The following is a 13700-nucleotide window of genomic DNA, read 5'->3' on the forward strand; positions in this document are numbered from 1 at the left end:
ATCTGCCTAAAACAGTAAAATGATATTACTTTAATTCTGCTAAATATTGAAATTTCAAGGGGCAAAAGGGTTATTTATGTGCGAAGTTTGAGTAAGATATTTAAAAAAGATAATTCATTGAAGCTTTAAAGTAGGAAGGATGTGTTATTGTGAAAAGAAAATTTTCAGCTAAAAAAATATTGGGTAAAATACAGGATCATTTTATAGAGATATCAATGACTAAATTTGTGATTTACATGGTTTTAATTGCCTGGGCATCTACGACTATCTTACCACTTTTATGGGTAGCTAATAATTCATTTAGAACTACAACCCAGATTGTTAATGCACCTTTTAGTCTGCCGGATTCATTTAATTTAGCAAATTATATTACTGCTGCAGAAAGAATTAATATTTTAAACAGTTATAAAAATAGTTTAATAATGTCAGGAACAACGGTTTTACTTGTTTTATTGCTTGGAGGAATGGCAGGTTATGCGATGTCCAGGTTTAAATTTAAATTCCGGGGGTTTATTAACAAGATGATCATTGTGGCTTTAATGATTCCAGCTTTTGTAACAGTAGTACCAGTTTACGAGATTTTCATTGAACTTGGAATTGTTAATACCTATCTTGCCTTGATTTTACCACATACTGCAGGTAATTTGGTATTTGCAACTATGATGCTTTCTGCTTATATGTCTTCTGTTTCTACAGAAATTGAAGAGGCAGCTTTACTGGATGGAGCAACAAGATGGCAGATTTTTACCAGGATTTTTGTTCCGATATCAAGACCTGCTTTTGCAACAGTAGGAATTTTTACTTTTCTCTGGTCATATAATGATCTTTTTTCAGCTCTTGTTTTTGTTCCCAATAAAAGTGTGCAGCCGATAACGGTTTTATTAAACCAGGTTAAATCTCAATATGGAACTGATTTGGGGCTGCAGGCAACAGCTGTAATAGTTACTGTAATACCTGTTTTACTTGTATATATTGTGTTACAAAAGCATATAATAAAAGGACTGACTCAGGGTGCAGTAAAAGGATAAAAAATTAGGAAAGGGTGATATTAAATTATGAGATATGGATATTTTGATAACAAAAATAGAGAATATGTAATTGAAAGACCAGATATACCGGTCTCCTGGACAAATTATTTGGGAACTAAAGATTTTTGTACAGTTATTTCGCAGAATGCAGGTGGATACTCTTTTTATAAAAGTGCTCAGCATCATAGAATAACCAGGTTCAGGGCAAATGCAGTACCCTTAGATAGACCCGGCCACTATTTATATCTTCGCGATGAGGATGATGAAGATTACTGGAGTGTTTCCTGGCAGCCAGTCGGAAAAAATTTAGATGAAGCTGATTATGAGGTTCGACATGGCTTATCATATTCAAAATTTAAATGTAATTACAGGCAGATTGAAGCGGAAAAGACTATCTTTGTTCCCTTAGATGATGATTTAGAAATCTGGGATATAAAAATTAAAAACAATAGTGATTTAGATCGGCAGTTAAGTTTATTTTCTTATCTGGAATTTTCATTTCATGAGATAGATATTGACAACCAAAACTTTCAAATGAGTTTATATTCTGCCGGCAGCAGTTATCAGGATGGAATAATTGAATATGATTTTTATTATGATCCCCGTAAATACCACTATTTTACTGCTAATTTTGAGGCGGATAGTTATGACTGCCTCCGTGATCAATTTATAGGTTCTTATAGAGATGAATCTAATCCAATTGCTTTAGAGAGAGGAATTTGCTCAAATAGCAGTAAAAAAGGTGGTAATCACTGTGCGGCTTTAAATAAAAGATTTAATTTAGCAGCTGGAGAAGAAAAAAGATTTGTTTTAATTTTAGGGGTTGGCAGAAGAGAACTGGCCAGGAAAATGCGAAAAAAATACTCTGACTTTACAAATCTAGATACCGAATTTGATAGATTAAATAATTTCTGGGAAGAAAAATTAAGTAATTTTCAGTGCAGTACCCCACACCAGGATTTAGATACAATGATTAATACCTGGAACCCTTATCAGGCAGAAACCTGTGCTGTCTGGTCCCGTTTTGCTTCTTTTGTGGAAGTAGGCGGTAGAACAGGTTTAGGATATAGAGATACTGCTCAGGACAGCCTGGCAGTTGCTCACACTAATCCTGAAAAGACAAAAGAACGGTTGATTCAGCTGTTGAGGGGGCAGACAATAAAAGGATATGGTCTGCACTTATTTGATCCAGACTGGTTTGACCCAGAGGCAGAAGAATTAGAGTTTGAATCCCCGACTGTAGTTCCAGAACCAGATATGGAAGATGTGATTCATGGAATAGAAGATACCTGTTCTGATGATGCACTCTGGCTGGTCGCTGCAGTCTGTAACTATGTCAAAGAAACAAATGACCTTAATTTTTTTGATCAGGTTATTAGCTATGCTGACGAGGGTGAAGACACTGTATATAATCATTTGAAGAAAATACTGGATTTTTCTGCCGAACAGATTGGAGGTACGGGAATTTGTAAAGGACTCAGAGCTGATTGGAATGACTGTTTAAATCTGGGTGGTGGAGAAAGTGCAATGGTTTCGTTTTTACATCACTGGGCTCTGGAAATCTTTATTGAAACTGCAGAGTTTTTAAATAAAAAATCTGATGTTGAGAAATATTCAGAAATAGCTGCCAGGGTTAAAAAAGTGTGTGAGGAAAATCTCTGGGATGGCGGCTGGTATCTAAGAGGAATTACAGGTAGCGGAAATAAAATCGGCTCCAAAGAAAATAGTGAAGGAAAGGTACACCTGGAATCAAACACCTGGGCTGTGATTTCTAATGTTGCTGCCAGAGAAAGAGCTGTTAAAGCTATGGATTCAGTTGATGAGTATTTATACTCAGAATATGGTTTACACTTAAATGCACCTTCTTATACTGAGCCAGATGATGAAATTGGATTTGTAACTCGAGTCTATCCGGGAATTAAAGAAAATGGATCTATTTTTAGTCACCCCAATCCCTGGGCCTGGATAGCAGAAGCTAAGTTAGGAAGGGGGAATAGAGCAATCAAGTTTTATAATGCCCTTTTACCTGCCAGTCAAAATGATGAGATAGAAACCAGAGAAGCTGAGCCTTATTCGTACTGCCAGTTTATTATGGGTAAAGATCACGAAGATTTTGGCAGAGCCAGACATCCCTGGCTAACAGGAAGTTCAGGCTGGGCTTATCGAGCAGTGACTCAGTGGATTTTGGGAGTGAGAATTAGTTATCAGGGTTTAATTATTGATCCCTGTATTCCTTCAGACTGGGAGGAATTCGAAATTAAGCGAAAATGGAGGGGTGCAGAATACAATATTAAAGTCAAAAATCCAGATAGTGTAAAAAAGGGTGTTAAAGAAATAACTTTAAATGGAAAAACAGTAAATGATATTGTTCCTCAACAGGAACCAGGAACAGTTAACAAAATATCAGTAATAATGGGATGAAAGTGAGGTAGCTTATGATAGAATTTGGTACAGGTGGCTGGAGAGCTAAAATTGGAGAAGAATTTACTAAGACTAATGTACAGCTTCTGGCACAGGCTTTAGCAGATTTAATTTTTGAACAGGAAGTCGAAGCTAAAGGCTTTGTAGTCGGATATGATAGAAGGTTTTTATCAGATAAAGCAGCAAAATGGATGGCAGAAGTTTTAACGGCTAATGGGATAACAGTATATTTTATAGAAAAAATTTCTCCTACACCGCTAATAATGCACGCTGTAAAAGAATATGATGCTTTTTATGGGGCCGCAATTACGGCCAGTCATAATCCGGCAGAATATAATGGTGTTAAATTGTTTACTAAAGGTGGAAGAGATGCAACAGAAGAAGTCACAGATGAAATCGAAAAAAAGATAAGTAAGCTAAATTTAGTTGAAGTTAAGTTTATGGATTTTGAAGAAGCCAAAAATAATAATTTAATTGAAATAATTGATCCTTTTAATGATTATATTGATACAATAATTTCTATGATTGATACCCAATCAATTAAAAATAGTAATATGAAAATTTTACTAGATCCAATGTTTGGAGTTTCTAAAACTTCTCTCCAGACTATTTTAATCACTGCTCGTTGTGAAGTAGAAACAATTAATGACAGACACGATACATTATTTGGTGGCAGATTACCTTCTCCCAATACCCACACTTTAAATCGGCTAAAAAATATGGTTGTCGAAGGCAATTATGATCTGGGAATTGGAACTGATGGAGATGCAGATAGATTAGGAATTATTGATGAAAAAGGGAATTTTATTCATCCAAATGATGTATTAGCGCTTCTTTATTATTATCTTTTAGAATATAAGGGATGGTCCGGTGGAGTGGTCCGCAATGTGGCAACAACACATCTGCTGGATCAGATTGCAAAGAATTATGGAGAAAAGTGTTACGAAGTTCCGGTTGGATTTAAACATATTAGTTCTACAATGGAAGCAAAAGATGCCTTAATTGGGGGAGAGAGTAGTGGAGGTTTAACAATCAGGGGTCATATCAGAGGTAAAGATGGTATTTTTGCTGCCAGTATTTTAATTGAGATGTTGAGTGTAACAAATAAAAAGTTATCAGAGTTAATTGCAGAAATAAACCAAAAATTTGGTTATTATGCTGCAGCAGAAAGTGATATAAGCTTTACAGCAAAGGAAAAAGCAGCTTTGATTCAAAAACTGTTTGTTGATAAAAAATTACCTGATTTTAAGTATGAACTTAAGGATGTTAGTTATCAGGATGGGGCCAAAGTTTATTTTGAAAATGATGGCTGGATAATTGTAAGATTTTCGGGAACAGAACCACTTTTAAGAATTTTTGCTGAAATGGAAACACGAGATAAAGCAGTAGAACTAATAAATAAAATGAAAGAGTTTTTAGATTTAGAAAGTTATAAATCTGTAATATAATTATTGAGTCCAGATAATTTAATCTGGACTTTTTGTTTTTTTATAAGCTGATAAATGTTATAATGTAAATAGATAAGCTAAATTGTAAAAGGCTTAGCTGAAATAATAATTTTATAATGAAATAATCATTGAAAGTAGAGAGAATGGAGGTTTTAAAAATGAGAAAGGAAGAAAGGGTATCATTTTATTCTCATTTTGTTGGATTCATACTGGCTCTAATCGGCTTAGGTCTTTTAATTTTTCGTGCACTGGAAAGTCCAGGTAAAATAATTGTAGCTGCAGTATATGGTGTTTCAGTAGCATTTTTATTTTTGTCAAGTTCTCTGTATCATGCTTTTAAAAAAGAAGATAACGAAAAATCAATCTGGCGTAAATTAGATCATTTTGCAATATTTGTGATGATTGCAGGTTCTTATACACCTGTGGCCTATCTTTATTTAGAAGGCTGGCTAAAGTGGACAATTATCGGAATTCAGTGGGGTCTTGTTTTAGGAGGATTTTTCCTGAAATTTATGTATTTTAAAACTCCCAGAATTTTATATACTATTATTTATCTATTAATGGGCTGGGTTGGTATATTTGCTTTTCACCAATTATTTATGACAATGCCCACTTTCAATTTAATTTTAATGTTTGCCGGTGGTTTGTCATTTACAGCTGGAGCAGTATTTTATATAATTAAAAAACCAGATATCTCACCAAATTTTGGTTTTCATGAGATATTTCACTTCTTTATTTTGGCTGGTGGAATACTGCATTATTTGATGGTTTTTATTGCACTCGGTTAATAGTTGATCAAGGAGGATATTGATGGAATTAGAAGAGAATCTGATTGAAATTATTTCCTTAAGTGGAGATGTAAAAAAGAAATTTTTAGAAGCTGTTAAACACGCAAAAAATAATGAGCCTGAGCAGGCAGAGGCAGTTTATGAAGAGGCAGATGATAAACTAATCAAAGCTCATCTTAAACAAACAGAATTAATTAATCAAGAAGCTGGTGGAGATAAATTAGAAAGCAGTCTTCTGCTCACTCATGCTCAGGATCATTTGATGACAGCTATCTTGCTAAAAGATATGGCCAGGGAATTTATGGATCTATATAAAAAAATAGAAAGCTAATATATTTTTGTTCTCCAACATCTACAAAAGCTTAAACTTTTGCTGGATTGGGGAACTTTTTTATTGAAGATGGAAAAAACATTTGACCAGCGGTCGAAAAATATATATAATAAAATAAATACCAAAAGGTTAGGTGAAAATATGACAGTTAAATTTACAGAAACAGTTTTAAGAGATGGACAGCAGTCTTTGATTGCAACTAGATTAAAAATGGAGGATATTACACCAATTTTAAATAAGATTGATCAGGCAGGGTATTACGCTCTGGAAGTCTGGGGAGGAGCTACTTTTGACAGCTGTATGAGATTTTTAAACGAGGATCCCTGGGAAAGATTGAGAAAGATAAGAAAAGAAGTTAAGAATACAAAGCTGCAGATGCTGTTAAGAGGACAGAACATTTTAGGATATAAACATTATCCAGATGATGTTTTAGAAAAATTTATCGAAAAGTCTGTAGAAAATGGAATAGATATCATCAGAATTTTTGATGCTTTAAATGATATTAGGAATATGGAAAAGGCAGTGGAATTCACAAAAAAATATGGAGCTGAGGCTCAGGGAACAATAGTATATACAACCAGCCCTGTTCACAATCTGGATACTTTTGTGGAAAAAGCTAAAGAATTAGCTGAGACAGGTATTGATTCACTCTGTATTAAGGATATGGCAGGTCTTTTAACTCCGGAGAAAGGATATGATTTAGTTAAAATGCTTAAATCAAATCTGGACATCCCAATTGAGATCCACAGCCATAATACAGCTGGTTTTGCGTTTATGACTTATTTAAAAGCTGTGGAGGCAGGAATTGATATTATTGATACAGCAATTTCGCCTTTTAGTTCTGGTACTTCCCAGCCGACTACCGAAACAATGGCAGCAGTAGTTAATGATTCCGAGTATAATCAGCAACTAGACTTGAGTGTTTTAGAGGATATAGGTGATTATTTTAGAGAGCTGAGAAAAAAGTATCAGGAATATCTTGGTTCTTTTGAGGTTGATACCAGAGTTATAGTTAATCAGATACCGGGGGGAATGCTTTCTAATTTAAGAAATCAATTAAGAGAACAAAACCAGCTGGATAAATATGATGAAATTCTGGCTGAAATTCCTGAAGTGAGAAAAGATCTTGGTTTTCCTCCACTTGTAACTCCCACCAGTCAGATTGTAGGAACTCAGGCTACTTTTAATGTTATTACAGGTAAAAAATATGGTTTTGTTTCTAATGAGTTTAAAAATTATCTGCGGGGAATGTACGGAAGACCTCCCAGAGAAATTAATCCAGATTTAATAGAGGATATTATTTCCAGTTCTGAGGTTATAAGCAATCGACCTGCTGATAATTTGGAACCCATATTTGCTAAAACAGCAGCTGAAATTGAAGGGTTTGCTAAATCCGAAGAAGATGTTTTATCTTATATTTTATTTCCGGAGGTAGCAGAGTCATTTTTAAAACGAAATAAATAATAGTATTTTTTAAACTCCTTTTGCCAGTTCTTTTTATTTTTAAGAGCTTTTAAAAGGAGTTTTTTTGCAGGTAATTAAATCGTTTTCGCGAATATTATTAAAAGAGAGATAATCTAAGACTTTAATTATTTCAATTTCTGAAAGGAGAATTTACTGTGGAAGAAAAAATAGAAAATTTACTTAAAAAAATGACAGTTGAAGAAAAAGCCGAAATTTGTTCTGGTGCCAGCTGGTGGAAGACAGCAGCGATCGAAAGACTTGACATCCCGGCAATTATGATGGCTGATGGTCCCCATGGCTTGAGAAAACAGGATGAAGATGCCGATCATGTAGGTATCAACGAAAGTATTGAGGCAATTTGTTTTCCAACCGCCTCTGCTTTAGCCTGTTCCTGGGATCGTGATTTAATGACTAAATTGGGGGAAGCTTTAGGAGAAGAATGCCAATCGGAAGATATAAATATTCTCCTGGGACCGGGAGTGAATATTAAGCGTTCACCTCTCTGCGGTCGTAATTTTGAATATTTTTCTGAGGATCCACTTTTAGCCTCAGAACTGGCTGCAAATTATGTTAAAGGAGTTCAGAGTCTGGGAGTTGGTACTTCTTTAAAACACTTTGCTGCTAATAATCAGGAACATAGACGGTTAACAGTTGATGCTCAGGTTGATGAGAGAACACTTAGAGAAATTTATTTATCTGCTTTTGAGAAGGTAGTTAAAGAAGCACAGCCCTGGACAGTAATGTGTGCCTATAATAGAGTCAATGGAACTCATGCCTCAGAACATAAAAGACTGCTAACAGATATTTTAAAAGAAGAGTGGGGACACGAAGGTTTTGTAGTCTCAGACTGGGGTGCTGTAAACCATAGAGATCAGGGAATAGAAGCAGGTTTAGAGCTCGAAATGCCTTCCAGTCACGGAGATGGAAAGAAAGCAATTGTTGATGCAGTGGAAGCAGGTACTTTGAGTGAAGAAAGCCTCCATCGAGCTGCAGAGAGAATTTTGGAAATTGTCTTGAAAGCGGTAGAAAAATCCAGAGATGATTTAGACTATGATAAAAAGGAGCACCACAAACTGGCCCGGGAAATTGCAGCTGATTCGATGGTTTTACTTAAAAATGAAGATAATATTTTACCCTTAGCTGAAAACGAAAGTCTTGGCGTGGTTGGTGCTTTTGCTAAAAAGCCGCGTTTTCAGGGAGGTGGCAGTTCTCATATTAATCCCTACCAGGTAGATACTGCTTACGTTGAATTAAGTAAATACAGCCAGGGAGAAATTTCCTATGCTGAGGGATATTTGGTAGATGATGATCAAAATGATATTGAGTTAATTGCAAAGGCAAAAGATCTGGCAGAAAAAGTGGATAAAGTGGTTGTTTTTGCCGGCCTACCAGATCGCTATGAGTCGGAAGGTTATGATCGAGAGACCCTGGAGGTGCCTCCAAATCAGAATCATTTAATCAATGAGTTATCTGAGATTAACGAAAATATTGTGGTGGTTTTAAGTAATGGTTCTCCGGTGACAATGCCCTGGATCGATAGAGTTAAAGGTGTTTTAGAAGGATATTTAACAGGACAGGCAGGTGGAGGAGCTGCAGCTGATATTTTATTTGGTCGGGTTAATCCATCCGGAAAACTGGCAGAAACTTTTCCTCAAAAATTAAGTGACAATCCTTCTTATCTCTTTTTCCCGGGAGAAAGGGATAAGGTAGAATATCGTGAGGGTATTTTTGTTGGTTATCGTTATTATGACAGCAAAAAAGTTAAGCCCCTTTTCCCATTTGGTTTTGGGCTGAGTTATACTAATTTTGAATACAGTGATCTAAAGATTGAAAAAGAAGAGATTACAGATCAGCAGCGGGTAAAACTTAACTTAAAAGTCAAAAACACAGGTGATATTTATGGAAAAGAAATTATCCAACTCTATGTGGCTGATCCGGAGAGTACTGTAATTAAGCCCGAAAAAGAGCTAAAGGGATTTTCTAAAGTGGAACTGGAACCCGGCCAGCAAAAAATTGTAGAATTTGAACTCGGCAAAAGAGCCTTTGCCTATTATAATACTGAAATTGATGACTGGTATGTAGAAAGTGGAGACTATGAAATTTTAATTGGTAGTTCTTCCCGAGATATCAGACTTAAAGAAAAAATTAAAGTTGAATCAACAGTTGAGTTACCGGTAGAATATACAATTAATACTAATATTGGTGATATTGTTTCTGAGCCAGAAGCTGAGAAATACTTCAATCAGCTGCTGGAAGAATACCTTAAGGGAACAGAGTTAATGGAGAGACTTGAAGGTCGAGATGATGAGATGATGGAAGCAATGTTTAAATACATGCCTTTAAGATCACTGGCCATGTTTTCTGAAGGGGCTATCAGCAGGAGTCAGGTTGAAGAAATTGTCGAGAAACTAAACAAAAAACTTTAGGTACCGGCTTTTGGTACCGGGTACTTGTCAATTAATGGAAATTTAAATTGGAGGCTAAAAATGAGTTATTTATGGACAACCATTAAAGTTAAAGATTTAGAAGAATCAATTGATTTTTATCAAGAATTTGTTGGGCTTAAATTACAGCGGCGCTTTGAAGCTGGTCCGGATAGAGAAATCGCTTTTCTGGCAGCTGTTAAGGGTGACACTGAGATAGAATTAATTAATGATCAGGATAAAGAAGAAATAAATATTGGAACAGATATTTCACTGGGATTTGCTGTGGATTCAGTTGAGAAAAAGATGGAATTTCTAAAAGAAAAAGCAATTGAAATTCACAGTGGACCAATCTCACCCAATCCTCAGATTGAGTTCTTTTATGTGCTTGATCCGAATGGTGTTAAAATTCAGTTTGTAGAAAATAAATAAGATATAAACAGCCTGCTGGTACAACTCCAGCAGGTTTTTCGATTTAAGTCGGTTTTAAAGGATTGTGCTCTTCAATCACGAAATATAAATATATAAAGGAAAAATAAGTATCTGCAATCTATTTTTTACGACAAAAATTGACAAAATATTTAGAAAAGAGGTGGGTTAATGGCAGATAAAAATAGGATATTTAGAATAATAAAGACTATCATGTTATTAAATGAACCGTATAAACACTGGGATGCTAAAGATTTTGCAAAATATTTTAGTGTTTCGGAGAGGACTTTTCATCGGGATAAAAAGATAATGGAGGAACTTGGAGTACCAATCTATTATGATAAGCACCTTAAAGAATATAAAATTTTAGATAATTTTAGATTTAAAGCCCCAAATCTTGATCAAAAAGAAACCGAAGCAGTTTTACTGGCTGCAAAAGAATATCAAAATCGCAGTTTTCCGATGAAAAAAGAATTAGAATCAGGACTGGCCAAAGTTTATAATTCACTGCCGGAGTTTTTAAAAAACAGCATGGGCAGCTACATAAAAAATTATGAAATTATTTCTGATCCTTTCGTTGATCTGGAAGAACATCAGCAGAAGTTTGAACAGCTCAAAGAAGCAATAAATAATGAAAATAGAATTTTAATTAACTATTATTCAATGAGCAGTGATCAGACAACTGAAAGAAAATTAGATCCCTATAATTTATTTTTTAACAATGGTGCTCCCTATTTATATGCCTTCTGTCATCTGCGGGATGAAAATAGAATTTTCCGGATTGATAGGATAAGGGATATAAAAATTACAGCAGAAAACTTTGTGCTGCCAGATGATTTTTCTCTGGCAGAGGAGCTGGATAATGCCTGGGGAGTAGAGCAGGGAAAGGAAGAGATGGAAGTTGAAGTTAAGTTCAGCAACCGAGCAGCCCGTTTTGTCCCCGAATATCACTGGAGTGATAAGCAGGAGATTGAAGAAATAAAAGAAAATGAAATTATTTTCAAAGTCAAAACCGGCAGTCGGGAAGAGATAAAAAAGTGGATTCTGGGTTATGGAGCTGATGCTGAGGTACTGAAACCGGCTGATTTGCGAGAAGAAATGAGACAGGAATTAGAAAAAATGATAGAAACTTATTAAAAAACTGATGTTTGCGACATAAGGGTGTCGCTGAAGGATGGTAAGATATAATTGGAGGTGAAATTAGTGGGGGAATTTATTGCTCATACAGAAAATATGAAAGGAGAAACTCATGATTTAAAGGATCATATTTATGGTACCGCAAATAAAGCTAGGAAATTTGCGGATAAATGGTCTATGGGAGATTTAGCATATATAAGTGGTTTATTGCATGATTTAGGAAAATATAGTGATCAATTTCAGGACTATTTAAAAAATAATTCTTCAGGAGTGGAACATGCTATTGCTGGAGCCATATTTGCAAAAAATAATAAATCAATAAAATATTCGAATATATTACCTTTCTTCGTTGCTGGTCATCATTCGGGTTTACATAACCTCACAGATTTAAAAAATAGACTAAAAGAAAAAGCAAATAAAGATTTTGTAAAAAGTAGTATAAATAATTTTAGTAATAATATTAAATTAGAATATAAAGAAAATGAAAACGCAAATTTTGATATTAAAAATGATCCCTTAGAATTAGAATTTTTTATGAGAATGATGTTTTCTTCTTTAGTAGATGCAGATTATTTAGATACAGAAAAACATTTTGACTTAAATAAATATTCACTAAGAAATTTAAATAATTATGATACTGAAAGCTTATGGAATAAATTCAGTGAAAATCAGAATAAATTAATGGAAGAGGCAGAAAAAAGTAAATTAAATGACATTAGAAATAATATATATGACTCTGTATTAAATAAAGTAGAACAAAAAAATAAATTTTTTAGTTTAACAGTTCCTACTGGTGGAGGAAAGACCAGAACTGGTTTAGGATTTGCATTAAAACATGCAAAATTTAATAATATGGATAGAATCATTGTTGTTATACCCTATACCAATATTATAGAACAAACTGCCAAAACTTATAAAGAAATATTAGGAGAAGAAAAAATTTTAGAACATCACTCTAATTTTGATTTTAGCGAAGATGAAGAAGAATATAATAAAGAAAAAATTAAATTAGCAACTGAAAATTGGGATATGCCAGTAGTAGTCACAACTTCTGTCCAATTTTTTGAAAGTTTATTTTCACATAAGACAGGTAAATTAAGAAAGCTTCATAATCTGGCTAATTCAACTATAATTTTTGATGAAGTCCAGACATTACCACCTGAGTATTTAAACTCAATCCTACAGGTTTTAAAACAATTGGTAAAAAATTATAATTCTTCAATTGTATTTTCAACAGCTACTCAGCCAGCTTTTGGAGATAGAGATAATTTTAATGGTATTAAAAATATAGAAGAGCTTGTTCCAGACACTGATAATTTGTTTCGAAATTTAGCGAGAGTTGAATATGATCTAACTTATATTGAAAATAAATTAAACTGGAATCAAATAGCTGAACTAATGTTAGAAGAAAAACAGGCATTAACTGTAGTAAATACAAAAGATGATGCAAAAGAGCTCTATTCTATATTAAGTAAAAAACCAGAAAATGTTTATCATCTATCAACTTATATGTGTTCAGCACATCGAAAAATTATTTTAAATGAGGTGAAAGAAAAACTAGATAATAATGAAAGTTGTTACTTGATTTCTACTCAATTGATAGAAGCGGGAGTTGATATAGATTTTCCACTGGTTTTAAGGGCAATGGCTCCACTTGATAGTATTGTACAGGCTGCCGGAAGATGTAATCGAGAAAATAAACTTGATAAAGGAAAAGTAATTGTCTTTACTCCTCAAGAAAACAAATTACCAAAGGGGATTTATAAAACTGCTACTGATAAAAGTAAACTCTTTTTAAATGATCCTGATCAATTACTGACAGCAGAAATTTTTCTAGATTACTTTGATACATTATACAAAGATGTAAATTTAGACAAGAAGAAAATTAATGAATCAAGAAAAAGTTTTAAATTTCGAGAAGTAAGTAGACAATTTAAAATTATACCTGATGATACAGTAAATGTGATAATTGAAAATAATGATATAGTTGATCAACTGCCGGTTAATTTAAATGTCATCAAAGATAAAGAATTTATTAGTCGAGAAGAATGGCGTAAATTACAACCATATCTTATTTCAATCAGAAAATATAAAGTAAATGATTTATTAAAGGATGGTATGCTTTACGAATTATTGGAAGATGTTTATGTCTGGACTGGAAAGTATGATGAAAAAGAAGGAATAATGTTAGATGGATATGAATTTAATGATTATATACAATAATTTCATAA

At 33.9% G+C, this 13700-nt stretch carries 10 protein-coding genes; all 10 read left to right on the top strand.

Going from position 1 to position 13700, the window contains the following annotated elements; genetic code table 11:
* Window positions 1–149 precede the first annotated feature (149 nt).
* Window positions 150–1028, top strand: a complete 879-nt coding sequence (locus DFR79_RS14285; protein WP_133516143.1) for a carbohydrate ABC transporter permease — start codon at window positions 150–152, stop codon at window positions 1026–1028.
* 27 nt (window positions 1029–1055) lie between these two features.
* On the top strand, window positions 1056–3449 hold the full coding sequence (locus tag DFR79_RS14290; RefSeq protein WP_133516144.1) for a GH36-type glycosyl hydrolase domain-containing protein: 2394 nt from the start codon (window positions 1056–1058) through the stop codon (window positions 3447–3449).
* Window positions 3450–3463: 14 nt separating this feature from the next.
* Window positions 3464–4897 carry a phosphoglucomutase/phosphomannomutase family protein gene (locus DFR79_RS14295; protein ID WP_133516145.1) on the top strand — a complete coding sequence of 478 codons (1434 nt, stop codon included), beginning with the start codon at window positions 3464–3466 and terminating at the stop codon, window positions 4895–4897.
* A gap of 158 nt (window positions 4898–5055) precedes the next feature.
* The gene (gene trhA / locus DFR79_RS14300; protein WP_133516146.1) at window positions 5056–5685 is read left to right on the top strand and encodes a PAQR family membrane homeostasis protein TrhA; all 630 of its coding nucleotides are present in this window, start codon (window positions 5056–5058) and stop codon (window positions 5683–5685) included.
* A gap of 22 nt (window positions 5686–5707) precedes the next feature.
* Window positions 5708–6016 carry a PTS lactose/cellobiose transporter subunit IIA gene (locus tag DFR79_RS14305; protein ID WP_133516147.1) on the top strand — a complete coding sequence of 103 codons (309 nt, stop codon included), beginning with the start codon at window positions 5708–5710 and terminating at the stop codon, window positions 6014–6016.
* A gap of 141 nt (window positions 6017–6157) precedes the next feature.
* A complete protein-coding gene (locus DFR79_RS14310; protein ID WP_133516164.1) occupies window positions 6158–7480 on the top strand; it encodes a pyruvate carboxylase subunit B in 1323 nt (440 codons plus the stop codon).
* Window positions 7481–7635: 155 nt separating this feature from the next.
* Window positions 7636–9906, top strand: a complete 2271-nt coding sequence (locus DFR79_RS14315; RefSeq protein WP_133516148.1) for a beta-glucosidase — start codon at window positions 7636–7638, stop codon at window positions 9904–9906.
* Window positions 9907–9966: 60 nt separating this feature from the next.
* Window positions 9967–10335, top strand: a complete 369-nt coding sequence (locus DFR79_RS14320) for a VOC family protein (protein WP_133516149.1) — start codon at window positions 9967–9969, stop codon at window positions 10333–10335.
* Between the two features lie 168 nt (window positions 10336–10503).
* Window positions 10504–11469: a helix-turn-helix transcriptional regulator gene (locus tag DFR79_RS14325; RefSeq protein ID WP_133516150.1), complete on the top strand. Its 966-nt coding sequence runs from the start codon at window positions 10504–10506 to the stop codon at window positions 11467–11469.
* Between the two features lie 66 nt (window positions 11470–11535).
* A complete protein-coding gene (gene cas3, locus DFR79_RS14330) occupies window positions 11536–13692 on the top strand; it encodes a CRISPR-associated helicase Cas3' (RefSeq protein ID WP_133516151.1) in 2157 nt (718 codons plus the stop codon).
* The last annotated feature ends 8 nt before the right edge of the window (window positions 13693–13700 follow it).

This window comes from Halanaerobium saccharolyticum (assembly GCF_004362045.1).
Lineage (GTDB): Bacteria > Bacillota > Halanaerobiia > Halanaerobiales > Halanaerobiaceae > Halanaerobium > Halanaerobium saccharolyticum_C.